The 26,317-nt window shown below is 65.4% G+C and carries 26 protein-coding genes; 17 read left to right on the top strand and 9 right to left on the bottom strand.

Annotated features, from left to right (window positions below; translation table 11 throughout):
• On the bottom strand, positions 1-282 hold a 282-nt coding region (locus AZG88_RS53890; RefSeq protein WP_231914122.1), incomplete at its 3' end, for a hypothetical protein.
• A gap of 226 nt (positions 283-508) precedes the next feature.
• On the opposite strand from AZG88_RS53890, the gene AZG88_RS21570 reads away from it, so the two are divergent.
• On the top strand, positions 509-1,789 hold the full coding sequence (locus AZG88_RS21570; RefSeq protein WP_061698931.1) for an MFS transporter: 1,281 nt from the start codon (positions 509-511) through the stop codon (positions 1,787-1,789).
• Between the two features lie 323 nt (positions 1,790-2,112).
• Here the strand turns inward: AZG88_RS21570 and AZG88_RS53885 are convergent, their stop codons facing one another.
• Positions 2,113-2,577: a helix-turn-helix domain-containing protein gene (locus AZG88_RS53885; protein WP_231914121.1), complete on the bottom strand. Its 465-nt coding sequence runs from the start codon at positions 2,575-2,577 to the stop codon at positions 2,113-2,115.
• A 218-nt stretch (positions 2,578-2,795) separates the two neighbouring features.
• Between AZG88_RS53885 and AZG88_RS53880 the strand changes: the two genes are divergently transcribed.
• Entirely contained in the window at positions 2,796-3,122 is a 327-nt protein-coding gene (locus AZG88_RS53880; RefSeq protein ID WP_231914120.1) for a hypothetical protein, read from the top strand.
• 124 nt (positions 3,123-3,246) lie between these two features.
• Here the strand turns inward: AZG88_RS53880 and AZG88_RS52720 are convergent, their stop codons facing one another.
• From AZG88_RS52720 to AZG88_RS21545, 3 genes are all read right to left on the bottom strand, one after another.
• Positions 3,247-3,417, bottom strand: coding sequence for a hypothetical protein (locus AZG88_RS52720; RefSeq protein WP_197487889.1), 171 nt, complete (start codon positions 3,415-3,417; stop codon positions 3,247-3,249).
• Between the two features lie 289 nt (positions 3,418-3,706).
• The gene (locus AZG88_RS21550) at positions 3,707-4,606 is read right to left on the bottom strand and encodes an alpha/beta fold hydrolase (protein WP_061698927.1); all 900 of its coding nucleotides are present in this window, start codon (positions 4,604-4,606) and stop codon (positions 3,707-3,709) included.
• Positions 4,607-5,097: 491 nt separating this feature from the next.
• Entirely contained in the window at positions 5,098-6,519 is a 1,422-nt protein-coding gene (locus AZG88_RS21545; protein ID WP_061698924.1) for an MFS transporter, read from the bottom strand.
• Positions 6,520-6,720: 201 nt separating this feature from the next.
• On the opposite strand from AZG88_RS21545, the gene AZG88_RS21540 reads away from it, so the two are divergent.
• Both AZG88_RS21540 and AZG88_RS21535 read left to right on the top strand, forming a co-directional pair.
• Complete coding sequence (locus AZG88_RS21540) at positions 6,721-8,067, top strand: MmgE/PrpD family protein (RefSeq protein ID WP_197487888.1); 1,347 nt, start codon at positions 6,721-6,723, stop codon at positions 8,065-8,067.
• A gap of 50 nt (positions 8,068-8,117) precedes the next feature.
• Complete coding sequence (locus tag AZG88_RS21535; RefSeq protein ID WP_063886857.1) at positions 8,118-8,873, top strand: SDR family oxidoreductase; 756 nt, start codon at positions 8,118-8,120, stop codon at positions 8,871-8,873.
• A 12-nt stretch (positions 8,874-8,885) separates the two neighbouring features.
• On the opposite strand, the gene AZG88_RS21530 is transcribed toward AZG88_RS21535, so the two are convergent.
• A complete protein-coding gene (locus AZG88_RS21530) occupies positions 8,886-9,701 on the bottom strand; it encodes an IclR family transcriptional regulator (RefSeq protein WP_061041286.1) in 816 nt (271 codons plus the stop codon).
• Positions 9,702-9,917: 216 nt separating this feature from the next.
• Between AZG88_RS21530 and AZG88_RS49250 the strand changes: the two genes are divergently transcribed.
• The 10 genes from AZG88_RS49250 to AZG88_RS21480 all read left to right on the top strand — a co-directional run bounded on the left by AZG88_RS49250 (position 9,918) and on the right by AZG88_RS21480 (position 21,150).
• Positions 9,918-10,913: a MaoC family dehydratase gene (locus tag AZG88_RS49250; protein ID WP_063886856.1), complete on the top strand. Its 996-nt coding sequence runs from the start codon at positions 9,918-9,920 to the stop codon at positions 10,911-10,913.
• A gap of 6 nt (positions 10,914-10,919) precedes the next feature.
• Positions 10,920-11,876: an HpcH/HpaI aldolase/citrate lyase family protein gene (locus AZG88_RS21520; RefSeq protein ID WP_061041287.1), complete on the top strand. Its 957-nt coding sequence runs from the start codon at positions 10,920-10,922 to the stop codon at positions 11,874-11,876.
• Positions 11,877-11,883: 7 nt separating this feature from the next.
• Positions 11,884-13,032 carry an acyl-CoA dehydrogenase family protein gene (locus tag AZG88_RS21515; RefSeq protein WP_061698917.1) on the top strand — a complete coding sequence of 383 codons (1,149 nt, stop codon included), beginning with the start codon at positions 11,884-11,886 and terminating at the stop codon, positions 13,030-13,032.
• A 52-nt stretch (positions 13,033-13,084) separates the two neighbouring features.
• Entirely contained in the window at positions 13,085-14,503 is a 1,419-nt protein-coding gene (locus AZG88_RS21510) for an aldehyde dehydrogenase family protein (RefSeq protein WP_061698915.1), read from the top strand.
• Positions 14,500-15,651: an acyl-CoA dehydrogenase family protein gene (locus AZG88_RS21505; RefSeq protein ID WP_061698913.1), complete on the top strand. Its 1,152-nt coding sequence runs from the start codon at positions 14,500-14,502 to the stop codon at positions 15,649-15,651. Before AZG88_RS21510 ends, AZG88_RS21505 begins: the two co-directional genes overlap by 4 nt.
• A gap of 28 nt (positions 15,652-15,679) precedes the next feature.
• Complete coding sequence (locus AZG88_RS21500) at positions 15,680-16,081, top strand: hypothetical protein (RefSeq protein WP_061698911.1); 402 nt, start codon at positions 15,680-15,682, stop codon at positions 16,079-16,081.
• Entirely contained in the window at positions 16,078-16,932 is an 855-nt protein-coding gene (locus tag AZG88_RS21495; RefSeq protein WP_061698909.1) for an alpha/beta fold hydrolase, read from the top strand. The genes AZG88_RS21500 and AZG88_RS21495 overlap by 4 nt, the downstream gene beginning before the upstream one ends.
• Positions 16,929-18,167, top strand: a complete 1,239-nt coding sequence (locus tag AZG88_RS21490; protein ID WP_061698908.1) for a CaiB/BaiF CoA transferase family protein — start codon at positions 16,929-16,931, stop codon at positions 18,165-18,167. Before AZG88_RS21495 ends, AZG88_RS21490 begins: the two co-directional genes overlap by 4 nt.
• A 185-nt stretch (positions 18,168-18,352) precedes the next feature.
• Entirely contained in the window at positions 18,353-19,168 is an 816-nt protein-coding gene (locus tag AZG88_RS21485) for a crotonase/enoyl-CoA hydratase family protein (RefSeq protein WP_061698906.1), read from the top strand.
• 944 nt (positions 19,169-20,112) lie between these two features.
• Complete coding sequence (locus tag AZG88_RS21480) at positions 20,113-21,150, top strand: alpha/beta fold hydrolase (RefSeq protein WP_061698904.1); 1,038 nt, start codon at positions 20,113-20,115, stop codon at positions 21,148-21,150.
• Between the two features lie 323 nt (positions 21,151-21,473).
• On the opposite strand, the gene AZG88_RS21475 is transcribed toward AZG88_RS21480, so the two are convergent.
• The 3 genes from AZG88_RS21475 to AZG88_RS21465 all read right to left on the bottom strand — a co-directional run bounded on the left by AZG88_RS21475 (position 21,474) and on the right by AZG88_RS21465 (position 24,597).
• Positions 21,474-21,821, bottom strand: a complete 348-nt coding sequence (locus tag AZG88_RS21475) for a hypothetical protein (protein ID WP_061698902.1) — start codon at positions 21,819-21,821, stop codon at positions 21,474-21,476.
• Between the two features lie 328 nt (positions 21,822-22,149).
• The gene (locus tag AZG88_RS21470) at positions 22,150-23,316 is read right to left on the bottom strand and encodes a lipase family protein (protein WP_061698899.1); all 1,167 of its coding nucleotides are present in this window, start codon (positions 23,314-23,316) and stop codon (positions 22,150-22,152) included.
• A gap of 258 nt (positions 23,317-23,574) precedes the next feature.
• On the bottom strand, positions 23,575-24,597 hold the full coding sequence (locus AZG88_RS21465; RefSeq protein ID WP_061698897.1) for an esterase/lipase family protein: 1,023 nt from the start codon (positions 24,595-24,597) through the stop codon (positions 23,575-23,577).
• 366 nt (positions 24,598-24,963) lie between these two features.
• On the opposite strand from AZG88_RS21465, the gene AZG88_RS21460 reads away from it, so the two are divergent.
• From AZG88_RS21460 to AZG88_RS21450, 3 genes are all read left to right on the top strand, one after another.
• Positions 24,964-25,323, top strand: a complete 360-nt coding sequence (locus AZG88_RS21460; RefSeq protein ID WP_061698895.1) for a hypothetical protein — start codon at positions 24,964-24,966, stop codon at positions 25,321-25,323.
• A 96-nt stretch (positions 25,324-25,419) separates the two neighbouring features.
• Complete coding sequence (locus tag AZG88_RS21455; protein ID WP_442971734.1) at positions 25,420-25,641, top strand: hypothetical protein; 222 nt, start codon at positions 25,420-25,422, stop codon at positions 25,639-25,641.
• Between the two features lie 377 nt (positions 25,642-26,018).
• Positions 26,019-26,317 (top strand): IS3 family transposase (locus AZG88_RS21450; RefSeq protein ID WP_061698934.1); only part of this gene is annotated, 299 nt, incomplete at its 3' end.

Here is a 26,317-nt window from a genome sequence, read left to right as displayed (position 1 = left end):
GCCTCCGACGTCCGATACCGGTTCGTCATCGACACCACCACCCTGAACTGACCCCACCAGGAACGCCCGAATGCCCAGCGCGACACGGGTTTCGGTGACGGCGTCGAGCACTACATCCGCGTGAAGGAAGGCGCGGAAAACTATCCCACTGCACCGACCGGGACTCCGATCATCGTTCGCCCCGGCCACCACCTGCTGGACGGCGCCGGCGACGGGCCGATCTCCGCAGGGCTCGCATTGCGCGAGAGAAATATCCGAGACGAGAACCCTGGCCGGGTTCATCGGCGAGTTCCTGCACAACCCAACCCGGACCTCAGCCGCCCCATCGTCGAAGTGACCGACGGGCAAGACTCCGATCACACAGGCGATCGCCGCGCTCGCGCGCTCGGGCGGGCCCCGGCGCTGGTCGCAGCCGATCGTTTGTGTGGCCGGGGCCGCGCCCGGCCACGAACGATGCCGCCCCACGCTCACCGATACCCGCACTACCAAGAGGAACCACGAGTTTTCTATGCAGGACCACACCGTTCTGACCACCCACCACCGGTCCGGCACCGAAACCGAGGCGACCGCCTCCCCCCGTCTCCCACTCGTCGTCTACATCCTGGCGCTGGGAACGTTCCTCATGCTCACCACGGAGTTCGTGGTCGCCGGTATCCTCCCCGACGTCGCTGCGGACCTGCAGATCTCACTCGCCCAGGCGGGTTCGCTGATCACCGTCTTCGCGATCGGGATGGTCGTCGGCGCACCGGTGATGACGATGCTGACGTTGCGCCTGTCCACGCGGCTGACGCTGATCCTCGCGCTCGTCATCTTCGTCGCCGGCCACATCTTCGTGGCGATCGGTGCCGACTTCACACAAATCATGCTCGCCCGCTTCATCACCGCCCTGGCGACAGGTGCCTTCTGGGCGGTGGCCGCCGTAGTCGCCACCCGTGCCGCCGGGCCCTCGCTGGGCTCCCGCGCGGTCGGCATCGTCGGCGCCGGCGGCTCGCTGGCCACCGTGCTCGGTGTTCCGCTCGGCGCCTACCTCGCTCAGCTAGTCGGCTGGCGGGGTACCTTCTGGGCATTGGCATTCGCCGCCACCCTCGTGACCGTTCTCGTCATCCGACGGGTGCCGGCCGACGCTCCCGACCACACTCCGTCGTCCATCGGCTCCCAGCTCGCCGGTCTTCGCTCCGCCCGACTGAGGCTCGTCCTCCTCGCCTGCGCCACCACGAGCGGCGGAGTGCTCGCGGTCTATTCGTTCATCGCGCCGCTGCTGACAGACCGAGCCGGCGTGCCCGCATCCATGGTGCCGCTTGTACTCACAGGGTTCGGTTTCGGCTCTTTCATCGGAACCCTCATCGGCGGACGCCTCGGTGACACCCGCCCGCACGCCGTCACCATCGTCACTCCCGCCATCACCACAGTGCTGATGCTCGCCATCTTCCTGCTGTCCGAATCGTCCTGGGCGATGATCGCCGCGGTCGTCCTGCTGGGGTTGTTCGGCCTGAGCGCCAACAGCGTGCTGATCCACCTCGCCGTCCGATTCGCCGGAACCGCGGCAACACTCGGCTCCGCGCTGAGCGTCTCCGCATTCAATGTCGGCACCGCCGTCAGCACACCGATTGCGGGCGCCGCGCTGACCTCGCCACTCGGCCTCGACGGCCCAGCAGCCGTCGGCACCATCATCGTCGCCCTCACCCTGATCCCCACCCTCGTGCTGGCGCAGATCCGGCGTCGCGAAGCGGCGGCAACTCAAACCTCTACCCGCGCCCGTCGAAATGACCGCAGTTCGCGAACTGCCTGACCAGTCTTGGATTTCTCGCCCCACCCTCTGAGTTATGCCGAGGGTCGATGTGGGAGGACCCGGCGTCGGACGGCGTCACCCGAAGCAAGCCGCGCCGGCTGATCGCCGGTCAGGATCGGAGCCTGTGGCGTGGGAGGCCACGGACACACACCACTAGATAAGGCCTACGTCACCGGCTCCAACGACACCGTCACCACCATCGCCCGCGGCGGCACGAACGAAGCAAGCACCGGATCGCTCGGACTTCGTGTGCAGCGGGCCACCGGGTGCGGACATGGCGGTGAGCTTCGCGGCGACCTTGCCGCGCAGCGGATCCGGGGAGTTCATGCAGACCGTGCCGCCTGCTCGAGGGCGTCCTTGTTTCGTGTCATCAGCTGGCCGATCTCGTCGTCGGTCAGCAGGCCTCGGTAGTAGGCGAGTTCGATCTCGTCCCAGCTACCGGGCTCGTACGCATCCGCCGAGATGTCACCGCTGACCGGGACATGGCCGAAGGTGAAGTTCCAGTCCAGCAGGACCTGCATCATCTCGTCGTCGCTGATCTGGCCGGCGGTGCGGCGGTCGATGACCTCGGTCGGTGTTCGGTCGAGGAGGGCCGGGTTCTCCAGCACGGTGCGCAGCATGCGATGGATCGTAGGTTGTGAGATTCCGATGTGCTCATGGATGACCCGTTGGGTGATGTTGGCGGCGTTCGCCTCGGCCACCGCCCGCAGGACGTCGAGGTCGGCGACCCTGCGCCGGGCGGCCGCAGCATCGAGTGCGGCGACAGCCTTGTGGTCGATGGTGTCCACGACAAGCACCTCCTCGATAGATTCAAACTGAATCATCCCACTACAGGGTACCCACCCCAGCCCGACACCGTCCACCCCATCGCCGCCCTCACCGACCCGGTGGACCTCGACGCTTTCTGGTCCGTCACCCATCGATGCGCCCACATCAACCGCCCGGCCGCCGAGTCGGTCACCGGGACGTCGACCCCGACCCCGCAATCCTCTGACGAAGGAGGATCATGACCGCCGCCGTCCCCCACAGCCCCCGCGCCGACAACCGCATGTGTTCCTCCACCGACGGCATCGGCAGCGAGAACCGGAAGCGGCATGGTTCCCGGTTGCCCGCCCTGTCGATCGGGCGCTGTCCGTGGCGTCGTTCTGGGTGGTCGGACTCGGCTTCCTCTTGGGCGTGGCCGCGGTGGTCTGCGGAGCCGTCGCCACGTCTGCGGTCCACGGTGGCCGACGACGAGGCGGCATCCAAGCGTGCCCTACTGGGCATCGTTGCCGGCGCCGCGGGGATTACCGTCTCCGCAATCGCCCTGTTCCCCATGCTGGCGCAGCTGTGAACCGCGCACGTAGCCGGGGCAGTTCCGGTCAACATCCGGATTTGACCCGCACCACCCTGTCACCACTGCCCCCTCACAGGTGATCCCACCAGGGCCAAGACCTCGGGGCGCTGCACGGGCGGAATCATGTCGGATCCCCCGGCGATCGCACGAGACTGTTGAGCTCATCGAGAACCTGGTCGACCGCGATGGTCGGGATTCCGACAGCCCTGTCCTCCGAAGCGCGGAGGCAGTCGCGCACATAGGCGAGCATGTCGAGTTCACGCTCGAGGTCCGCTGTGGTTCGGTCGCCCACGTTCTCATCCTGCCCTGAGCGGGCGGTGATCAGAACTGCGGGCCGACCGGCTCAGTGAGATTATTGAATGCCTATACCTCACACACTATCTCGATCCTCTATCACCGAGAGGGCGCGCGAGGGCTTCGCGCTGACGTCGAGCACTTGGCACACGGCACGAGAGGAAGGGGCCTGAGGCATTCGGTCGGACAGCGACCAATTCCGCAGCGGATCCGGTTCGCCGATGCAACCGGCACGGATGCAGATCCGGGCTGAACCAAGGCCGGTTGAGTTCGAGGGTCTCGCACCTTCAGTAATGCGATTCGACAACGTCGTCGTCGAGAAAACCCTTCAACCCGCCACTGAAGACATCGTTGTCGTCGCCGGCGACCATATGACCGGCCCCGGCGACGTCGATCAGTGTGGCGGTCGGGATCAGCTCGAGCAGCTCCTTGGCGCCTTCTTCGCTGACCACATGGGATTGCTTGCCCCGCACGAGCATCGTGGGAACGGTGACCGCCGCGGCGGCGGCCCGGGCGCGTTCGTAGCGCACGATCGAATCGGCCTGACGAGTCGGTTCGTCGCCCTGGCGGAGGAACGCCGGATCCCAATGCCAGAACCAGCGACCATCACGCAGGCGAAGGTTCTTACGCAACCCGTCCGGGTTGGGCTTGCGAACCCGGTTCGGGGTATACGCCGCGACCGCCGCAGCAGCCTCGTCGAGACTCGCGAAACCCTCGAGCCCACTGCGCATGAACGCCATGATCTCCGCGGTACCGCTCGTTTCGACCTTCGGCGCGATATCGACCAAGACCAGACCGCGAGCGAGGTCGGGGTTCTCCCCTTGCCCGATCAACGACGTCATACCGCCCATCGAGGCACCGACGAGTACCGGCTGCTCCCCCAGCTGGGCGATGATCGAGGTCAGGTCGGCGACCAACGCATCGATGCCGTAGTCCCCGTTCGGTGCCCACTCGCTGTCCCCATGCCCGCGCGCGTCCACGGCGATCGCGGACCAGCCGTCCGCCGCGAGGCTGCGGCCGGTGTTCCGCCAGGAATGGCGGGTCTGCCCGCCGCCGTGCAGCAACAGCACCAAGCCTTTCCTGTCGACGCCTGATCCGCTGGCACCCGGTGAGGGTGGATCCCACCGGTCGGCAGCGAGCGTGACACCGGCACCGCGGAGTTCGGACTGTGTGACTACGGGATCCATAACGTTCCTCACCACCATTATCGACTTGAGCGTTTCCCGTCATGTTGCACCACGAGGTGAACAGCGATTCACCCGCACTCCTCGTTACATGACGCATCAACACAGTTTGGTCTGTTTCGGCCGACGGTCGCCGGTGTCTCCCGAGGTTGCCGGCCCCCGGTCGATGGGACCGACTCGCCAGAGCAATCTCGCGTTCCCCAAGCCGGTGCTCACCGCGAGCTCTTCCTAAGGGAATCGGCGCAACCGGCGGCCGGGTCGCCGCCTTCGAGACGGTGTCAGTGCGGCAGGTGATCGAAGGGCGCAGGATTGTTGGCCAAAGCAATCGATGACGGCATGGCGTTATAGCGCTACAACGCCATGCCGTCACGGCCACCCGCGGGAACGTCGACGCGTCCTCTCGTGTTTCGCCGGGTGGCACAATCGTGCTCTGTTCAAGAGGTCTGATTCAGGTGCCGCGTCAACGCTGCCGACTGCCTACGATGTCGTCAACGTCAAGAGCCCGAAGCGCTTGGCTGCGTGTTCGGGATCCTTTGCTGATGTTTGCCCTCGTCGGCAGTCATGGTGATTTCCTCGAGGCTGCGGCCCCGGGTGCGTTCGCCGAATTTGCCCATGATGAGACCTGCAAGCACGACCACACCTGCGAGGTAGAGGAATACCGCCGTGAATCCCAACTGCGCCAGGAGCGCTGCAACGAGGAACGTCGTGGCGAATACTGCAAGGCGTCCGACACCGTTGCCGACGCCGGCGCCGAACCCGCGGAGGCTGGTAGGGAAGATCTCAGGCAGATACGTGTAGACGCAGGGCACGGAGGCTTGAAGCAGCAGCGTGATCAGGAGCCCGCTGGCTACCATCACCGTGTCGCTGTCGGTGAAACCGAAGACCAGCATGAGCATCCCGACCATCGAATACAGCACGAGTACGGCAGTTCGTCGTTCGACGCGGTCGATGAACAACAGGGCGAGCAGGGCGCCGGGCACAGTCGCGAGGGACATCACGGAGGAATAGGTCAGGCTCTGGGTGGTGGTGAACCCATGCTCGGTGAGGAGCGTCGGGACCCAGGAGTTGTAGCCGTAGAACCCGGACAGTGCGAGTGCCATGGTCAAACACAGCACGATGGTCCTCTTGGAGTACCCGCCCCGGAACAGATCGCCGGGTCGGCCTGCCGCAACGACTGGCTGCGGCAGGATCGGCGGCAGTTCGGCACGTGTGATTTCCCGTGCCTCACTCTCGATCCGCGCGACGATTTCCTCAGCGCGTTCAGAATGACCATTTTCCTGCAACCAGCGAACCGATTCCGGAAGCCAGCGTGCGGTGACCGCGATGAGGAGCAGTCCGGACGTGCCGAGAACGAAGATCCAGCGCCACGCCGAGGGTCCGATTGGCACGATCCAGCGTGCGAGCCAGGCCATGGCGGGGACACCGAGCAGGCTGAATGCAACGATCCACGTCTGCGCACGTCCACGATGCAGTTTCGGGAACATCTCCGAGACGTAGGTCAGGACGACCACCGTCATGGCTTGAAGTCCGACACCGGTCAGAACTCGATACACGGCCAGATCTGCGACGCCGACCGCGAATGCGGACAGGAGCGAAAAGGTCGAGAAGGAGACGGTGGCGCCGATGATGATGCGCTTGCGGCCGAAGCGGTCGGCAAGACGCCCACCCACGATGGAGCCGGCGAACATACCGAGAAATGACGCTGCCGTGATCGTGCCGACGTCGCTCACCGAGAGACCCCAGTCCGCCCGGATGGCCGGTGCGGCGAACGCGAAGGTGTTCAGGTCGGCCATGTCGACCAGTAACAACGCCGCCAGGACGGCAAGCCAGCGTTTGTGAGACCTCGTCATCACAGGGATGCGGTTGAGCCGGGCGCTGAACTGCGCCCCGCCGTCCGTTGCATCAATGACTTCCATTCATTCCTCCGGAGCTTGTATCATCTGATAAAACGTCGTGCCATAGAGTGTCGTGATGCCCATCACAGCTTGCCGGAAGTCGATTGTCAAGGGCGGCAGGGCCGGAACTTCCCGCGATCGTGATCGCGTTGATGAAGGATTGACACCACTGAATGAACCACCATGCTGTTTGACGGCACGATCCTTCGAAGGGACCATTTGATGACGGAAACTGCGGGCGCTGGTGAAGCCGACATTGCATCGGAAGCGGCGGCGCTTCGACTTGCGGCTGTTCCGGCGGACGTCGTCGAGATCGCGGTGGATTGCATCATCGACACGTTGGCTGTTGCTATCGGTGGCTCGTGCGATGAAGTCGTGAAGCTGGTGGCTGAGGTCGCCAACGATTCTGGTCGTTGCACGCGACTGGGCTACGGGGCCCGTGTGGGGCCACGCTCAGCAGCGCTGGTCAACGGCATCGCGGCTCATGTTCTGGACTTCGATGACTGGTTGCCTGTGGGCGGGCTCCACCCGTCTGCGCCACTTCTTCCCGCCGTGTGGGCGCAAGTCGAGGCGTCAGCGCATCCGAGCAGTGTCGACGGCGGTCGACTGCTCGCCGCGTACATCGCCGGGTTCGAAGCCCAAGCCCGCATCGGTGCCGCGCTTGCGCCCCGGCACTACGAGGCGGGATTCCATCCCACCGCCACGGTGGGAGTCTTCGGAGCCGCAACCGGTGTCGCGCACCTGCTCGGTCTCGGGCCGGCCGGCATTCAACGCGCCTGGGGTCTCGCAGCGACGCAAGCTGCAGGCTTACGCGCGGTGTTCGGCTCGATGGGTAAAGCGATGCAGGTGGGGCGGGCGTCTGAGGCGGGACTGTTTTCGGCCCAGTTGGCCGCGGCCGATGTCACAGCTCCGGGTGATGCACTCTTCGGGCCTGGTGGATTCGCGGCAACTCACGGTCACGCGGCCGCTGTTGAATCGGTGATCGTTCCGTTTGCCGAGAGATGGTACCTACGTGAGGTTTTGGTCAAGAGGCACGCTGCATGCTTCGGTACCCACGCAGCGATCGATGCGCTGCTGACTTTGCGCGAGGGTCTCGACCCCAGGCGCGTGCGCGAGATCGAGCTGACAGTGCCGGAGCTGTTGCGAACTGTCTGCGCGATCCCGGCGGCCACGACACCGTTGGAGGGCAAATTCAGCCTGGCGTTCACCGCAGCACTGGCCCTCGTTCGGGGTTCGTGCCAGGTCGTAGATTTCACCCACGCGGCCGTCCTCGACCCCGACCTGAGATCGGCGGCCGAACGCGTCCGGATCCGGTTCAATGCGGCACTACGGCCTCAGCAAACCCATGTCCGCGTCGTGCTCGAGGGAGGGACGGCACTGCATGCCTCGGCTGACTCGGCCTTACCTCTCACAGCGCGTGAGCGGCGTGCGATCGTGCGCGAGAAATTCCACGAGCTTGTCGGCCCCGTGGTCGGGTCCGAACGATGCACCGCGTTGATAGGGGCAATCGAGGAGCTGCCCGACGGCAGCAATGTCTCCACCGTGACAAGCCTTCTCCGCCTGGAGTGATCGGCTCTTCGCGCCACGTTCCGAGCCCCACCGAGAATCAGGAGTACGACATGGAAATTTCTTTCGACAACCGCACCGTCATCGTCACCGGCGGTGCCGGCGGATTCGGTTCTGCAACTGCACGGACCTTCGCTGCCGGCGGCGCAAACGTCGTGGTGTCCGACATCGACGGCGTCAGGGCCAAAGAGGTGGCGGACCAACTGCCGTCCGCGATTGCGGTGACCACCGACGTCACCGATCCCGATACCATGCGTGACCTCGTCGCCGTCACCGAAGAACGTTTCGGCGCCCTGCACGTCATGGTCAACAATGCCGGACTGCCGCACCGGAACATGCCCCTGGTGGACATGGATGTTGCGGATGTGGATTTCCAGCTCTCCGTCAACGTGCGCAGTGTGTTCCTGGGCAGCAAGTACGCCATCCCGGCTCTGACCCGGGCCGGAGGCGGCGTCATCATCAACGTCGCCTCCATCGCCGGCAAGCGACCCCGACCAGGGCTGTCGATCTACAACGCGACCAAGGGAGCGGTCATCACGCTCACCCGCAGTCTGGCTACCGAGGTAGGTCCGCAGATCCGGGTGAACGCAGTCAATCCGGTCGTCGCGCAGACCGGCTTCATCAAAAACGCGCTCGGGATCGACGAACTCGACGACCAGGCTCGTACCGGGTTGACCGCGAACATTCCGATGGACCGCATCGCAACGCCGGACGATGTCGCCTCAGCCATCGCTTTCCTCGCGTCGGATCAGGCCGGATTCCTCACCGGTGTGTGCCTCGACGTCGACGGTGGTCGATCCATTCAGTGACCACTCGCGCGGTCAATCGGCGAGCGCATCGCCGATTGACTGCGCAGTCTGCCGTACCCAGCTTCCCCATTCCGGCACTCGGGCGGGCATGAACCGAATGTCGGGCATGCTGATCGCCACTGCCGCGACGGGCCGGCCGGAAGGGCCGGGAACTGCGGCACCGATCGCGCACACGTGGGCACGGTTCTCGGAGATGTTGACTGCGTACCCGCGTTCTCGCGCTTCGAGGATCTGGTGGAGGAGCTGCTTTGGATCGACGATGCTGTTGGCAGTGGGCTTGGCCAGCGGTCGCGCGAGCATCGCCTCGAGCTCGTCGTCGGGCAGCATCGCCAACCACGCTTTCCCGCTCGCACTGGTGTGGAATGCGACTCCTGCCCCGATCTGGTTGAACGTTCGGACCGGATGAATCGAGTCGACTCGCTCGATGAGGACCAACTGGCTGTCACCATCTGGCAGGGAGAAATGGATGGTTTCCCCGGTGCGCTCTCCCAGCTCCGTCAGATAGGGAAGCGCCACGTCACGAAGGCTCTGCGCCGGCGCATTCCGGCGGGCCAGGGCGAGCAGCCGCGGACTCAGTTGCCACCGGGTGATCGGCTCGTCCGAGGTCTCCGCCCATCCCTCCTGCTGCAAAGTGCGCAGTAGCCGTTGCACCGTCGACTTCGGCAGGTCGAGTTGGCGGGAGAGGTCGCCGACTCCGATCGGCTGGCCTTGAGCGGCTACGGCCTCCACGACGCGCAGACCGCGGATAAGGGTCTGCGTGCCCGCCGGTCCGGTTGCCGCCTGCGGCTGGTCGACTACCGGGTCCACCTCGGATCGCGTGCTGGTCATCAGGGGCTACGTCCAATCATGGAATGTGAGGAAGCTTCGCACAGCGGTTCATTCTATGGCACAGATGGTATGCCCGGCGGCATCGAACACTCCCTGAATCGGGAAATACCTGGTTCACGCGCCCCTTGACAACGATGTGACCGGCGATACACACTCAATGCGTGCCACTCAGTGTCACGACATGTCACTAGATGAAACGCTTAGGAGATTTTTCGCATGACAACGGATCCGGTGAATTGGCCACTGATCCCTCGCGGCACCTTCTTCGAGGACCACGTCGTCGGGCGAGTCTTCGATCACCACTGGGGTCGGACGATCCACGCCAGTGACAACGTGACCTTCAGCACCCAGACACTCGCGTTCAACCCTGTGCACTTCAATCGGGCAGCCGCAAAGGCGGCGGGGCACCCCGACGAGGTGATCAACCCTTTGCTGGTGTTCTCGGTGGTCTTCGGTCTCAGCGTGGAGGACCTCAGCGAGCTCGGCGGACCGTTCCTCGGCGCAACGGATGTCACGTACCTCCGCGACGTCTATCCGGGCGAGACCGTCTACGCCTCGAGCACGGTCGTCGAGGCACGCGCATCCGAAACGCGCCCCTACGCCGGCATCGTCACCTGGCACACCGTGGGCCGTGACACCGCGGGAAAGGCCGTGATCGAGTTTCACCGCACCAACCTCGTGCGCCGGCGCACGAGTTCCGCCGAGCTTCTGGCGGTGCCGGACGGCTATGCCGAGGACTTCACGGTCGGAGCACGGTTCCGGCACGCCCGCTCACGCACGATCACCGACCTCGACCTCAACGGGCTCACCCTGCTGGTGATGAACAGCGCGCCCGGCCATTTCAGCGAGCAAGCAATGGCCGGCACCGCCTTCGGCGAGCGGATCAACTTCGGCGGTCTCACCCTCTCTTTGACAGTCGGTCTCGCCACCCAGGACACAACAGGGCAGGCGGTGCGCGAACTCGGTCTGGACGACATCCGATTCCCGGTTCCTGTGAAGCATGGTGACACCGTGGGGGCCGCGACCGAGGTGCTTGCCAACGACCCCCTCGACGGTGGTGACGCCGTCGTGACGTTCCGGCACCTCGGTGTCAACCAGCGAGGCGAGATCGTCTGCCAGACCACCCGCAGAGTCCAGGTCCGCCGCCGAACCGCAGAACAACCCGCGGCACCCACCGCATCCTCTTCCTCCCTCATCTCGACAGAAAGCTGACTGACAATGCTGAACAACCGCCCCTTCCGTCCGCGTCGCTCGTGCATGGCCGTCCCGGGCAGCAGCGACAAGATGATCAAGAAGGCCCAGGGCCTGCCGGCCGACCAGATCTTCCTCGATCTCGAGGACTCGGTGGCCCCCATCGCCAAGCCCGCGGCCCGCGCCACCATCGTCGAGGCCCTCAACCACGGCGACTGGACCGGAAAGACCCGCGTGGTGCGCGTCAACGACGCCGACACCGTCTGGGCACACGAAGACGTCCTCGAGATCGTCCGCGGCGCCGGGGCCAACCTGGACTGCATCATGCTCCCCAAGGTGGAGAAGGTCGCACACATCCATTGGCTCGACATTCTGCTCACCCAGGTCGAGCGCGAACAGGGCCTGCCCGAAGGGGGGATCGGCATCGAAGCGCAGATCGAAGGCCCCGCCGGGCTGAGCGAAATCGAGGAAATCGCGACCGCCACAGCCCGCACGGAAACCCTCATCTTCGGCCCAGGCGACTTCATGGCCGCCATGAAGATGCCCGCACTGACGATCGGGGCACCCGGTTCGTCCGGATTCGACCCGTTCGACACCGTCCTGATGACGATCGCCATGACCGCCCGCAAGCACGGCCTGCAGGCCATCGACGGCCCGTATGCACTGATCCGTGACACCGACGGCTACCGGGCCGCGTCGGAACGCGCCGCCGCCTACGGTTTCGACGGCAAGTGGGTGCTGCACCCGGGCCAACTCGACACGGCCAACAAGGTCTTCGCGCCCACTCAGGAGGACTACGACAAGGCCGAACTGATCCTCGAGGCCTACGCGCACTACACCTCCGAGGCCGGCGGCGGCCGCGGCGCCGTGATGCTCGGCGACGAGATGATCGACGAGGCGAGCCGCAAGCTGGCGGTGCCCACCGCCGAACGCGGCCGAGTTTTCGGCATGGCCCGGACCACCCGCTTCGAACCGGGAGCCTGAGCTCGTCATGAAGCGCACCCTGTACGACACTGATCACGATCTCTTCCGAGAGACCGTGCGGGAGTTCGTAACCCGTGAGGTCGCCCCCCACCGGGAACGCTGGGAGCAGGCCGGACTGGTGGACCGGTCGGTGTGGTCGATGGCCGGATCGCTGGGACTGCTCGGGATCGGCGCCCCCTCCGAACACGGCGGCGGTGGGGTCGCCGACTACCGGTACCGGATGGTGGTCATCGAGGAGCTCTGCGCGGCCGACTCGGCCTCCTTCAACGCGGGGCTCTCCGTGCAGGACGATCTCGTCCTGCCGTATCTGATCGATCTCGGAACCACCGACCAACAGTCGCGATGGATACCGGCGATGTGCGCCGGAACTGCGATCGGGGCGCTCGCCATGACCGAGCCCGGTGCGGGCAGTGACCTTCAGAGAGTGCGTACCACCGCCCGACGAACCGCCGACGGCTGGATTCTGGAGGGGCAGAAGACCTTCATCACCAACGGCATCCTCGCCGACGTGGTCGTGGTGTTCGCCCGCACCGACGCCGATGCGGGGGCACGCGGGTTCACCTTGTTTCTCGTCGACACCACGACCACGGGGTTCCGTCGGGGTCGCAAGCTCGAGAAGCTGGGCTTACGCGGCAACGACACCGCCGAATTGTTCTTCGACGGCGTCGTGCTGACCGACGCGGACGTCCTCGGCACCGTCGGGGGAGGATTCGGCCACCTCATGGAAAGGCTTCCCCGAGAGCGGCTGTCCATTGCTGCCACTTCCCTCGCCAGCGCCCAGTCGGCGTTCGATTGGACCAAGAACTACGCGCGCGATCGCAAGGCGTTCGGCACGCGTATCGACGGTTTCCAGAACACCCGCTTCGTCCTCGCAGAGATCGGAACCGAGCTGGACGTGGCATGGACCTATTTGGATCGATCGATCGCGCTTCTCAATGACGGTGAGCTCTCCGCCGTCGACGCGGCCAAGGCCAAGTGGTGGCTCTCCGACCTCCAACAGCGCGTCGTCGACCGATGCCTGCAATTGCACGGCGGCTACGGCTACATGCTCGAGTACCCCGTCGCTCGGGCCTACGCGGACGCTCGCATCCAACCCATCTACGGCGGCACGAACGAGATCATGAAGGAAATCATCGGCCGTGACCTCGTCCGCTGACACCAGACCGTGAACCGGGAGCACCCAAACCGTTCGAGAAGAGACCACAGACATGATCATCAGGTTTGACCACTGGATCAACGGCCAGAGCACGCCCAGCCACGGCGGCAAGCGACTGACCACCCGCAGCCCGGCCGACGCCAGCCCGGCAGCGGACATCGCACTGGGCACCGCCGAGGACGTCGCGGACGCCGTCCACGCGGCGTCCGCTGCGGCCGACGCGTGGCGCCGGCAGAAGCCGATCGAACGCGGCCGGGTGCTGATGCGGCTCGCGGCGATGATCCAATCCCACGCCGACGAACTCGCCGCACTCGAGAGCACCGAGACCGGCAAACCCGCCTGGCAAGCTCCGATGGAGATTGCCGGTGCGGCCGGCTATTTCGAGTTCTACGGCGGACTGGTGAATGCACTCCACGGCGAGACGATCGATCTCGGCCCGGGGCATCACTGCTTCACCCGCCGCGAGCCGTTCGGCATCGTGGGCGTGATCACGCCGTGGAACGCTCCGCTCAACCAGGCATCTCGTGCCGTCGCACCGGCTCTGGCAGCGGGCAACGTCGTGGTACTCAAACCCTCCGAGTTCACCTCCACCACCTCCCTGAGACTGGCCGAACTGGCCACCGAAGCAGGCATGCCGGACGGAGTCCTCAACGTCGTCACCGGCGACGGGACCGCGGGCCGCGCGCTGGTGGAGAACTCAGGCGTGCGAAGGCTCGTATTCACCGGGTCGGTGCGCGCCGGCCGCGACATCGGCCACGTCGCTGCCGATCGGATCATCCCGCTCACGCTCGAACTCGGTGGCAAGTCCGCGAACATCGTCTTCGGTGACGCGGACATGGACCGGGCGGTGACCGGGGCACTGAACGCCTTCTCGCTCAACACCGGCCAGATCTGTTCGGCCGGCACGCGGCTCCTGGTCGAACGCGCCGTCCACGACCAGTTCGTCGACCGTCTCGTCGACGCATGCCAGACCCTGACCTCGAGTGGCCGGCTCGGACCGCTCACCACCGGCGCCCAGTACGACAAGGTGCTGGAGTATTTCAAGATCGCCCGCGACGACGGTGCCACGGCCGCGCTCGGCGGCGAGCCGTTCTCCGCTACCCGACGGGGCGCCGGCTTCTTCGTGCCGCCCACGATCTACACCGGCGTCGACAACTCCATGCGGATCGCCCGTGAGGAGATCTTCGGTCCCGTGCTGGCGGTGATCCCCTTCGATACCGAGGACGAGGCCGTCCAGATCGCAAATGACAGCGACTTCGGGCTCGCCAGCGGTGTCTGGACCTCGGACATTTCCCGTGCGCTGCGGATGGCGGACCGGCTCGAGGCCGGACAGGTGTACGTGAACACCTGGCTCGCCGCCGCCATCGAGACTCCATTCGGTGGCTACAAACAGAGCGGTTACGGCCGCGAAAAGGGCGCTGAGGCGCTGCACCATTACACCCAAGTCAAGACCGTGACGGTGGAACTATGACAATCCTGACGCCCGCACAGGAAAAACTGCGCGACGAGGCGAGAGACTTCACCGCGACCGAATTGTTGCCGGTCGCAAACAAGTTGGACCCGCAACATGCGGACATTCCGTGGTCGATCGTCGACCGTATGGCTGAGCTCGGCTACTTCGGCATCATGATCGATCGCGAGTACGGTGGCCTGGGTTTGGGCATGACCGAGTACTGCCTGGTCACCGAAGAACTGTCGCGCGGCTGGATGAGCGCGGCCAGCATCATCGCCCGCGCCAACGGGACGGGTTCCGCCGTCGCCGACCCCGCCTGGCGAGCGGACATCCTCCGTCGACAAGCGGCCGGCAAATTCATTTCCGCGGGCGCGTTTAGCGAACCCGAAGCCGGCTCTGACGTCGCCGCGGTGTCCTGCCGGGCCGAACGCCGCGGTGACACCTACATACTCAACGGACACAAGCGCTGGTGCGGCTGGGCCGAGGCGGCCGACGCCATCCTGATCCTTGCTCGGACCGCCCCGGGCCGCCGTGAAGGACTCGACGTCTTCCTGGTGGAGAAACCGCGAGGTGAGTTCCCGCCCGGGATCACCGGCACCCCGATCCCGAAAATCGGCTATCACGGCATCACCTCGTGGGCCCTCGAGATCCGTGACCTCGAGGTTCCGGCTACCCATATGCAGGTCGGACCGAACGGGGAAACCGGCACCGGGTTCGCGTTGTTCGCGAACCTGATCAATTGGGGTCGGCTGCACACCGCCGCCCGGGCAGTCGGTGCCGCCCGCGGTGCCCTCGAAGACGCGCTCGCCTACTCGCAAGATCGCGTTCAGTTCGGCAAACCGATCTCCTCGTTCCAAGGAATCAAGTTCCGGCTCGCCGACATGGCCACCCAGGTCGCCGCGGCCCGCGCGTTCTACCTCGACGCCGCGGCCCGATTCGATGCCGGACAGGACTGTCAGCAGGAATGTTCGATGGCAAAACTGTTTGCCAGCGAAATCGCCGAGAAAGTAGCCAGCTCCGCCCTACAGGTCTTGGGCGGCAACGGTTACACCACCGAGTACGCCGTCGAACGGCACTGGCGCGATGCCCGACTGACCCAGATCTTCGAAGGCACCTCGGAGATTCAGCGAACCATCATCGCCCAGCATCTGCTGCGTCAACCCTGACCTCGCTATCTCGATGAAAGGACATCCCATGGACCCGACACTGCCGCTCGATCTCGCACGATTGCGCGCCGTACTGGACGGAGACCCCGAGTTCACCCTGCAGGCGCGCCACCTCGACACCACCATCCGCGTCGTCATCGGTGAGACCCAGTCCTTCCGGCTGGTGCTGAGAGGCGGAAAGGTAGCCGAGATCGACCCCGTCGTCACACCTTTCGACTCGTACGACATCCAGCTGGCCGGCTCGCACGAGCAGTGGAGCGCGCTGCTCGCCGCGACACCAACCGCCTTCTACCAGGACTTCTACCCCGCGATGCTGCACCACGGGTTCCGCATCGAGGGAAACATGGAGATGATCATGGCCTACTACCCAGCCATCAGGCGCCTCGGCGATCTGTTCCGCACCGTTGCAAACGACGAGGTGACAGCATGAGCGCCCGCACCGCCGACATCACCGGACGCTACGTCTACCTCGACATCGAGGGCGTGGAATACCGGGTCTACTACGAAGAAGCAGGCACCGGAGTGCCCGTCATCCTGCAACACACCGCCGGCTGCGACAGTCGTCAGTGGCGCCACCTGCTCGAAGACCCCGACTTCACCTCAACCTATCGACTGATCGCCCCCGACGTGCCCTTCCACGGCCGGTCACTGCCGCCGGAATCACAGCAGTGGTGGACCGAAGAGTACTCACTGACCCAGAACTTCTTCATCGCGTTCCACCTCGCACTGCTCGATGCCCTCGGACTCGACCGACCGATCTTCGCGGGATGTTCGATGGGCGGGCATCTGGCTCCCGATCTCGCACTGCACCACCCCGGGGTCTACCGGGCCGTGATCGGAATCGAAGCGGCGATGGAAAGCCACGGCGTCGAACGCATCCTGCCCTGGCTCTACCACCCCCGCATTTCGAACGACACCAAACCCGCACTGATGTACACCCTGTGCGCACCGCAAAGCCCCGAGGCATTCAAACGCGAGACCGTGTGGGTCTACAGCCAAGGCGCACCGCCGGTATTCAAGGGCGACCTCCACTACTACCTCGTCGAGCATGACCTGACCGAAACCGCGAAGACGATCGACACCAGCAAGACCGCGGTTCACATCCTGAACGGCGAATACGACTGGTCCGCTTACCCCGCGGCCGGTCAGGCCCTGGTAGCGGAGATCGACGGCGCCACCTTCGCCACGATGCCCGGGGTAGGCCACTTCCCGATGTCGGAGAATCCGGAGGCATTCAAGCAGTACTTCATGCCGCTACTGAAGCAGGTGGCCGCACAATGACCGGGCCGCTCGACGGGGTGCGTGTTGTCGATCTGACACACGCCCTGGCAGGACCGTATTGCACCATGCTGCTCGCCGATCTGGGAGCCGACGTACTGAAGGTCGAGTCTCCCTCGGGAGACCTCTCGCGCAAGGCGGGACCGTACCCCGCCGACGACAGCACACGGTCGTTCGGCGGGTACTTCCAGAGCGTGAACCGTGGCAAGCGCAGCGTGGTGTTGGACCTCAAGACTGCGGACGGCGCCGCGACACTGCGCACCCTCGCCGCCGATGCCGACGTTCTTGTCGAGAATTTCACCCCCGGCGTCATGGAACGGCTTGGACTGTCCTACGAGTCCCTGGCCGCGGAGAACCCGCGACTGGTCTACGCCGCTCTCCGCGGCTTCGGTGATCCACGTTCCGGGGAAAGCCCGTATCAGTCGTGGCCAGCCTTCGACGTCGTCATTCAGGCGATGGCGGGGATCCTGGGCATCACGGGCACCGAGGATGGCACTCCCATCAAGGTCGGACCGGGAGTCGCCGACATTTTCCCCGGCACGATGCTGGCAGTCGGCATCACCTCGGCGCTCTACGAAGCGCGGGGAAGCGGCACGGGACAGTTCGTCGACATCGCGATGTACGACGCTGTCATGTCATTGTGCGAGCGGATCGTCTACCAGCACTCCTACACCGGTGCCGTGCCCAAACCAGAGGGAAACAAGCACCCACTGCTCAGCCCATTCGACATCCTGCCCGCGAACGACGGCTGGATCGCGATCGCAGCACCCAACGACAACCGCTGGCGCCGGCTGTGCGAACTCATCGATCGCCCTGATCTCGCCGCCGACCCCGCATTCGCCACCAACGACCTGAGAGTCGCCAGTCGCGGAGCTGTCTACGACGCGCTGGCCGGGTGGGCTCGGAGTCGATCCAAGGAGGAGATCCTCGCCCACCTCGGCGGTCAAGTACCTGTCGGCGCAGTGCGGGACGCGGCCGAGATCATGGCAGACCCCCACGTGGCAGCACGCGAGATGGCCCTCACACTCGATCACCCGGGCAGTACACAGTCATTCGTCGTGGCCGGTCAACCGCTGAAATTCTCCCGCACCCCCGCCGTTCCCACTACCCGCGCCCCACTACTCGACGAACACGGCCCACAGATTCGGGCGGCACACGAGCACGGCAAGGATAGGGCCGGTCAAGGGTCCACACCGTCAACGGCATCCGTCCTGATACACAACACACCATCCGGCTGATCTGGTGCCAGTCCGAAAGTCGACCCGCCGTGGCTGGCCGCAACAACCGGTGACCGTCGGTCATCCTCCCGCAATTTCTGCGGGTGAGGACGTGACGTCCCTTTCAGTCCCCCGTCCCGGCGACGTCGACGACGTCGACATACGGCCCACCGCACCAAGGCATACCCGTCCAGACTAGGAGTGCGATGACGACCGCGAACACGCAAGCCTCGTTCGCCGACCGCGTGAGATGTTCAGTGCAACAGGGAATTGCCCATGTGGTCCTCGACCGCCCGCGCAAACTCAACGCACTCGACGGCGCCATGCTCGAGGCGTTAGTGCAAGCCGGCTCACATCTCATCGACAGAACAGACGTACGCGTCGTAGTCCTATCCGGCGCTGGCCGTGCCTTCAGCGCCGGGTTGGATCTATCCCAGTTCGCCCAGATGCAATGCGGACACGGAGCCGATGCCGTCGTGATCGGCGACCGGTTCGGCGCAGCCCGAGCACTGGGGCAGAAGGCCGTCCACGTCTGGTCGATGGTGCCAGTTCCGGTCGTCGCAGCAGTGCACGGTGTGGCCTTCGGCGGCGGACTTCAAATCGCGCTGGGTGCGGACATCCGCATAGTGGCACCAGACACTCAGCTGTCCGTCATGGAGATCCAATGGGGCCTGGTCCCCGATATGGCTGGTACTCAACTGCTTCCCAAGGCAATCGGAGACGGCATGGCGAAGGAACTGACCTTCACCGGTCGAAAGTTCGACGGCACTGCGGCGGCGGAGATGAAACTTGCCACCCGACTCGCAGACGACCCGCTCGAAGCCGCACTCGAACTGGCGCACGAAATCGCGCCCCACAGCCGTACCGCGCTGTGTCAAGCAAAACGACTGCTTGACATCGCCGGTCGTGTACCCCTGGCCGACGCCTTCGACGCCGAACAAGATGCGATCGCACAGCTCATCGGATCCGACGAACAGGTGGCCACCATACGACACCGATTAGGCGCGGTTCGACCTCAGTAACCTCCGATGCTGCCGACCTTCTACGACCGCCCCTACATCCACCTTCATCCCTGGTGTCTTGGGAGGGCATTGAACATCGGATCGAGTAGGTGTCGAGAATCGACCCTTATCTTCAGTCGCTGCGGCGGTGGCACCACTGACCTGGACTTTTGCGTCATGGATTGTGTCCACCACGGGTCCAGGCCGGCGAGTCGTGTGGGGCTTGTCCGGGCTGCTCAGACCCGAGCCACTCGCCAGCGCTGGGCCCGCACTGCGAACAGTGCTGTTAGCCAGATTGATCCGTATCTGCCGATGGCCTGTCACTTCTGACACCAGGAAGTAGCAGTGGCATCGGCCGCCGCGTCTGCGTCGTGGATCTCGGTGAAAGTGACCTGTCCACCACGCAGTATCCACCCTTGGATCGCCCCGTCGTCTACATGAAAGACGGCTGGGGACGGACTGAAGATGTCGATCCTTACCCGACACGCGCGCTAAACGGAACATTCGCCAGGTCGGATGTGTCGAAAACCCATGGCGAGAAAACTATGTCGAAGAACCTCGACCACGCAGCATCGTCGACACATGCCGATCGGCTGTGGAGGGGTCTCCAGCGCAGACCAGCGACCAACATTTACTCGACCTCTTGGTGTCCACGGTTACCCCGGCGCGTGCGGCCAGGCGGGAGCGGTGAGGTCTGCGCGCTGGGCGAGGAACCGATCGGGGCCGGCAGGAAGCAATAGTCGCCCACGAGAACGCCCGGGCAGCGCGGCTATCCGTCCCGCAGCGCGTGTAACGCCGCGGCCTCCACCGCGAATAACCAGCGAACGTTCTCGCGCCTACTTCGGGGCATAGGGCGGAGGCAATGGCCTTCTGATGTCGACACCCTCGGGTGGGGCGTGTCGTCACGTGTGTCGACGGGGTGAAGCGAAGAATCGACGTAGAACGCGACAGTCGAGGAGGGTGCGATGAACCCCAGTCGCATGCGCAGGCTCAGGCCGGTGCCCGACGCCGAGCCGCAGATGATGTTCCGCACCATCCACGGGTACCGGCGCGCCTTCCGCATGGCCGGTGACGGTCCCGCGCTGCTGCTGTTGCACGGCATCGGCGACAACTCGTCGACATGGACCGAGATCATCCCGCATCTCGCCGAGAATTACACCGTGATCGCACCCGATCTACTCGGCCACGGACGGTCCGACAAACCCCGTGCCGACTATTCGGTCGCCGCCTATGCCAACGGCATGCGCGATCTACTCTCGACCCTGGGAATCGACCACGCCACCGTGATCGGACATTCGCTCGGCGGCGGCATCGCGATGCAGTTCGCCTACCAGTTCCCGCAGATGGTGGATCGGCTCATTCTGGTTTCCGCCGGCGGTATCACCACCGACGTTCATCCACTCCTGCGGCTCGCGGCGACGCCGATCGTCAATGAGGCACTGAAGTTGCTGCGCCTGCCGGGTGCGGTGCCCGCGGTGCGGTGGGTGGGAACGGTGTTGACTCGGCTGCACGGCACTCCCCTGCACCCCGGTGCGACGCTGCACGACACACCGGATCTGGTGCGTATCTTGACCGAACTGCCCGACCCCTCCGCGTACGAGGCCTACCTACGCACCCTGCGTGCGGTGGTCGACTGGCGCGGACAGACGGTGACCATGCTCGACCGCTGCTATCTCACGGCAAGTCTTCCTGTTCAACTCATCTGGGGAGATCGGGATACGGTCATCCCCGTCAGCCACGCCCACACCGCGCACGCGGCAATGCCGGGTTCGCGACTGGAGATCTTCCCGGGCGGCGGTCACTTCCCCTTCCGGGACGACCCCCTGCGCTTCCTTCACACCGTCGAGAAGTTCCTGTCCGCTACGCGCCCATCGCCATTCGACGAGGCCAGGTGGCGGCAACTGCTCAATACCGGAACCGTCGAATCAGCTCTCACCCCCGACGCCTCGACGCGTGCCGCCGTGCTCGACGCGGTGGGACCCGCCGAACGCAACGCCACCTGATCCGGGCTCAGGTCACCGACACCGAGCACAACACCCACCCGATACCTGGGGTAGGTACCACGCAGCGGCAGTCACCGGTCTGCAGCACCGTGTTCGAAAGATTCACCACCTACCGACCGGGAATCCGCCACGGCCATGTCACTGCCGCGCACACACTCGATCCGGGCGGCCTGACCCCGCCCCTCCACCGGCCTGTTGGGGGCCGGCGATGAACGCGGTGGGGCGGGCGGGGNNCCCCATCACCGCACTACCCCCACCATCGCGGGGCGTGGCGATGCTACCGGCCACCCTGCTGTCCATCCCCGCCCGTGCCGGGAACAGTCTCATACGCGGCCGAAGAGCTGCCGCACGCCACCGTCCTCATCGACCGCATACAGCGCCATCCCCAACAGATCCAGAATCCGCTGAGGTGCCCGCACCGCAGCCTCCACCGAACGCGGCTCGTCACGCACGACCAACGCAAACGACACCGACTGATCCGCCTCGCTCGGCATCCGCCTCACCAGCTGCCCGATCGCGGTATCGACATCCAACCCCGGCGCGGCGGTCGCACCCTTGACCTCGACGTAGAGCCGGCGCCCGTCCTTCTCGGCAACGATGTCGACGACATCCTCGTCGGTACGCACCGTCCAGCCCTGAGACGACAACCACTCCGCGAAGTCTCGGGCCACGCGCGCCTCCTCACCTCTCATACCGCCACGGTAAGCCTGAAACGGCAGTTCAAACCCCTTTTGTCGAGCGACACGGACCCCACGGTGCGCGATACTTCAGGCGCCGAACACGGCACAACTCGAGCCTGCCCCGAAAGATCCCGTGCGGTGAGACGGTCGTCCACGACGCTCCCTCCTGGACCCAATCCGTGCTAGTCACGTAATCACCCGGCTACTAACGAGATTCGTGCCAACGACGCCTGACGCCACCCAGAGCTGACTGTGCAGGCGACGAGCCGGGAACCGGGGCGTCATGCACCTTTCAGTTCGGCGCGGCCTGGGCCGGCGGTTAGCACCGTGTTGGGGCGGGCTCGCCCCGGAAACGTGCCGCGATGAACTCGTACGCATCCGGAAAACCCACCACCGCGGTGGTCATGTGCTCGGAGATGTCGTAGGGCACGAACGTCAGCTTCGCACCCGCGGTGCAGTACCGGCGCGCCACCTCCGCCACCGAATCGAACGGAGTGAGCCCATCGAGCGTGCCGTGCCACATATACATCGGCGCCGACGGCACCCCCTCGAAATACCGGAGGCTGTTCTCCCGCAACACCTGCCGCGCCGCCGAACTCGCCATCAGACTGGTCGACGCCGCCAACTGCCCGGCGTTGCGGAAAGCGCCATGGAACAGCAGGAACCGTCGGCACTCGTTGCTCATCCATTCTCGCAACCACCGACCGGTCTCATTGAGCTGCGAGGACACCGGCAACCGATCCGGGTACTCTCGCTCGAGGCCGATCGCCGCCGCGAAGGCCAGCCCGAACCCCGGATGCGGGTTGAAGCCCAGCCCCTCGGCCATCTGTTCGAGATCCGCCGGCACGCCGCCCTGCACCACCGCCGCCAGCTTCAGCTCCGGGGCATAGGTCGGCGCGAGCGCCGCCGCCCACGCGCTGGCCATTCCCCCACCCGAGTAGCCCGCCAAAGCGACGGGACTGTTCGCCAGGCCCAGTTCGGCTACCCGCTGCACCGCACGGACACTGTCCAAGGTGATCATGCCGCCGAGCTTGGCCGCACCGTATGCACCGGTCGGGCCGAGGTGATCGGGCACCGAGACCGCCCACCCCCGCTGCAGACCCAAATACATCCCGGGTGATTCCTGCATCTCCAGGTTGAACAGGGCCCGGGACGGCGCGCAATTGGTTCCCAACGAGTTGACGATCGCCTGATACGACACCAACGGCGGATTCGCCACACCCCTGGGAAGGAGCACCGTCGTGACCGCCAGAATGGGGTTGCCGGCCGAGTTCGTCGACCGGAACGCGATCTGCCACCCATCGGAGTTGGCGTACATCCAGGTGTCGATCCGCCGCGTCCGCACCACATCGCCGGGCTGCTTGGCCCCGAGATCGGTGGGAGCGACGTAGAACGGGTCCGGGTCCGGCCACGGATACAGCGGTTCCGCGTTCGCCGGCACCGGAACTGCAATCGCAAGGAAAAGGACACCGAGAACCGCCGCCATCAACCCCCGCACACCTCGCCACACCACGTCCTGCTCCCTCTGCGCCCCTCGTCAGGACACGGTGACTGTATCCACGCGGGCACACACTCCGTTACCGCAGCGGTCCCCGGCAACCTCGAGCCACCGTCCAGTAGCCAATGCCCGGAGTGCAGGTTCCGCATCCCGCTTCATGCCGGCACTCACCAGCCGCGCCGCCGCCGCCGCGCTCGCCCTGGTGGCGTGGTGCCGCGGACCCGTCAGCCCCTGACACCGCAGCCATCAGAACTTCTCGGTGAGGATCATCTCCAGTACCCCGGTGCCCGCCGGGACCACGGTGCACGGCGGCGGTGTCGCCGCCTGTGCGGGATCGAGCACACTCATCACCAGTTGCAGGGTGTACTCGTCGTAGGGCATCCGGAAATGCCCGGACTGATTGGACGGGCACAGGTCCCCAATCATCAGGTTCGTCGCCGACCCGTCGCGCAACGCGATGTTGGTCGCCGGCTGAATGACCTCGTCGACCCATGAACCGATCGTCGTGTACCGGGTTCCCCCGGCGGTGTCTCCCCCGCTGTTGAGGTCGTCGAGGAACGGCGAGCCCTGGGCCTGCTGCTCCAATGCGGGCGACACCAATTCCGGGGGAAGCACCCTGCGCGCCCACTGCATGCCGCCGGGAGTCTGCTCGAGGACCGGAACGAGACCGAACAGGGTGCCCCCGTAGGTCGGTGAGGCGAGACCAACCCACTGATCGACCATGGCTGCACCACCGAGCCGGTTGACGTAATAGCGGGCCACCATCGCCCCTTGCGAGTAGCCAACGATATCGACCTCGGCAGCCGCGGTCGCGGCGCGGACCTCGGCCACGAACTGCGCCAGCTGACCGGCGCTGACCGTCATGTCCTCGGTCCCGTAGTTGTCGCCCCCGGGCGCACCCCCGTAATTCAGCGCGAACACGCAATACCCCGCCCCGGCCAGTCGCGGACCGAGCGCCGCCCAGTCCGAGTACGCATTCGAGTCCGTGCCATGCACCAACACCACCGGCCTCGGATGCACGGCGGTCGGGGTGCAGGTGAAATCGTTGACTCCAGGCGGAACCGATCCCGGGTGCTGCCGCGCATACCGGGCGGCATCGGGATGCGCGCTCTGGGCGGGACCGACGCGGTCCGGTACCTGCCACACCGAGCTCGCCCCGGGTAGATCCGGAACCTCCTCCGCCGCCGCGACCGGTGCCCAAAGAATCCCTGCGGCCAGCCCGACGCCCACTGCCGCGGCCGCCCACCTCATCTGTCGATGTGCCCGCATCCTGCCGCTCCCTGCCCTACCTCCGCGGCCCGAACATTCGTGCCGACACCACTACCCGAGCACCCCGGAACCGGGTCGGCTCCGGTGACAGTGTGGAATACATTGAGCGCAAACGCTATTAGGTCAACCGTCCAGTGACGCTGGGTCGCATGCCATCCGGGAATACTCCAACAGTGCAACCATTGGCGCATCCGACGAGGCCATCCTGCGGGTTCGATCACTACCGCCCAGTAATGTGACGCACGCCACAGCTAGCGATGCGGAGATGCCTTACCCTGCTGAGAAACACGCCACCTAAGGCTTCCCCCACGAATCGACACACAGAGTGAGTCGGAACCCTCGCCCACTCGAGGAGGTGCGGTCGCCATGACCACAGAACAGCTGGACCGCAACCCCATCATCACGGGCCGGGTCGCCGCCGATATCGCCAGCCAGTCGCCCCGAGACGTTGTCGCGGCAATGTTCTCGTTCGACCTCGACGACGGGAAGGTCGACCTCGACGCAGTCGAACGGATCCGAGAGCGCGACTTCGACGACTGGATTTCCGCCACCGCCCGGTCCGGCCTCTTCTCCCCGCGGGAGACCGAGGCCCTGGCCAGGTCATGGCACGCCGACCCCCGGTCGCTGTTCGAGGCGCTCCTCACCGACGCCGACGACATGACCCGCAAGCGCTACGAGATCGCCTGGGACTCGCTCGACGAGGCCGACTCACTCGAATACGCCTGACGGTGGCGGCCACCGACGATGGAACGCATGACAGCCAACGCACCACAATGAGCAACGAAAAACGTTGAGGTGAACAGCAAGGGAGGACGGCACCCGATGACGAACTCGACCGTTCCGGAGCAGTTGCTGCACGCCGTGCAGGACCGGACCACCGAGATGCGCCGATGGCTGGACTCCGGCAACAACAGCGAAACGCTGATGGCGCACCTCCACGACGAACCGGTCGACGCAGTGTGGCTGCGCACCTACCAACGCCTGGGACGCGACCTCATGTCGGCCGTCGGAAACGCACAGGAGCAGTTGCCGCGACGTCGATGAACGCCGAACAAGACTGTGCGCTCGAACGAGTACGGGCCACGCGCGCGGTCCTTCGAACCTTCACGCCCGCCGAGCACACAGAGGTTTCCAACCTTGGGCCGACCTGACCTACCCATTGGCCACGGCCAAGACCTGAAGTCCCGTTCGTCGATCCTTCGGGTGTCGGGCGACCACTGCTCGATCTCCGCCAAGGCGAGGGTGTCGCGGGGCGGGTCCTCGGTGGGACCTCCGATGTCGGGGCGCCGACAGTTCCAGGGCCGCCCGAGCGGCCATCTCACCTCGCGCCTGTGTTCCCACGATCCTGAAGGGGGCTTCCCCCTTGAGTGAGGACATCCTGGACACTGGGTCGTGAAGACCCAGAGGAAGAGATGTCACTGATGGCGATGAAGGCGTACTCGGCGGAGTTCAAGGCCGATGCCGTCGCGCTGTACCTGTCCGATCCGAGCCACACGTTCGAGGGCATCGGCCGGGATCTGGGAATCAGCCGCGAGACGCTGCGCAACTGGGTGCGCGCCGAACGCAAACGCACCGGCGCTCCCGCGGCCGAGCGCGGAGCCAAGGGGCCGTCACGACCGGCCGGCGAGGTATCGTCCGAGTCCGTGTTGGAGGAAGAGAACAGGCAGCTCAAGGCTCAGATCCGGAAGCTCGAAACCGAGCGGGAGATCCTGCGGAGGGC

The organism is Rhodococcus sp. LB1 (genome assembly GCF_001583455.1).
GTDB lineage: Bacteria > Actinomycetota > Actinomycetes > Mycobacteriales > Mycobacteriaceae > Rhodococcus_F > Rhodococcus_F opacus.
This window is presented reverse-complemented; position numbering and strand designations above follow the sequence as displayed.

Coding starts and splice junctions, on each gene's coding strand:
- AZG88_RS21500 (WP_061698911.1), top strand. CDS start 15,680: ATGGACCCGACACTGCCGCTCGATCTCGCACGATTGCGCGCCGTACTG.
- AZG88_RS21515 (WP_061698917.1), top strand. CDS start 11,884: ATGAAGCGCACCCTGTACGACACTGATCACGATCTCTTCCGAGAGACC.
- AZG88_RS21460 (WP_061698895.1), top strand. CDS start 24,964: ATGACCACAGAACAGCTGGACCGCAACCCCATCATCACGGGCCGGGTC.
- AZG88_RS21570 (WP_061698931.1), top strand. CDS start 509: ATGCAGGACCACACCGTTCTGACCACCCACCACCGGTCCGGCACCGAA.
- AZG88_RS21465 (WP_061698897.1), bottom strand. CDS start 24,597: ATGCGGGCACATCGACAGATGAGGTGGGCGGCCGCGGCAGTGGGCGTC.
- AZG88_RS21495 (WP_061698909.1), top strand. CDS start 16,078: ATGAGCGCCCGCACCGCCGACATCACCGGACGCTACGTCTACCTCGAC.
- AZG88_RS21505 (WP_061698913.1), top strand. CDS start 14,500: ATGACAATCCTGACGCCCGCACAGGAAAAACTGCGCGACGAGGCGAGA.
- AZG88_RS21540 (WP_197487888.1), top strand. CDS start 6,721: ATGACGGAAACTGCGGGCGCTGGTGAAGCCGACATTGCATCGGAAGCG.
- AZG88_RS21485 (WP_061698906.1), top strand. CDS start 18,353: ATGACGACCGCGAACACGCAAGCCTCGTTCGCCGACCGCGTGAGATGT.
- AZG88_RS21535 (WP_063886857.1), top strand. CDS start 8,118: ATGGAAATTTCTTTCGACAACCGCACCGTCATCGTCACCGGCGGTGCC.
- AZG88_RS21520 (WP_061041287.1), top strand. CDS start 10,920: ATGCTGAACAACCGCCCCTTCCGTCCGCGTCGCTCGTGCATGGCCGTC.
- AZG88_RS21545 (WP_061698924.1), bottom strand. CDS start 6,519: ATGGAAGTCATTGATGCAACGGACGGCGGGGCGCAGTTCAGCGCCCGG.
- AZG88_RS21455 (WP_442971734.1), top strand. CDS start 25,420: ATGACGAACTCGACCGTTCCGGAGCAGTTGCTGCACGCCGTGCAGGAC.
- AZG88_RS49250 (WP_063886856.1), top strand. CDS start 9,918: ATGACAACGGATCCGGTGAATTGGCCACTGATCCCTCGCGGCACCTTC.
- AZG88_RS21510 (WP_061698915.1), top strand. CDS start 13,085: ATGATCATCAGGTTTGACCACTGGATCAACGGCCAGAGCACGCCCAGC.
- AZG88_RS53880 (WP_231914120.1), top strand. CDS start 2,796: ATGACCGCCGCCGTCCCCCACAGCCCCCGCGCCGACAACCGCATGTGT.
- AZG88_RS21530 (WP_061041286.1), bottom strand. CDS start 9,701: ATGACCAGCACGCGATCCGAGGTGGACCCGGTAGTCGACCAGCCGCAG.
- AZG88_RS21490 (WP_061698908.1), top strand. CDS start 16,929: ATGACCGGGCCGCTCGACGGGGTGCGTGTTGTCGATCTGACACACGCC.
- AZG88_RS21480 (WP_061698904.1), top strand. CDS start 20,113: ATGAACCCCAGTCGCATGCGCAGGCTCAGGCCGGTGCCCGACGCCGAG.
- AZG88_RS21470 (WP_061698899.1), bottom strand. CDS start 23,316: ATGGCGGCGGTTCTCGGTGTCCTTTTCCTTGCGATTGCAGTTCCGGTG.
- AZG88_RS21550 (WP_061698927.1), bottom strand. CDS start 4,606: ATGGATCCCGTAGTCACACAGTCCGAACTCCGCGGTGCCGGTGTCACG.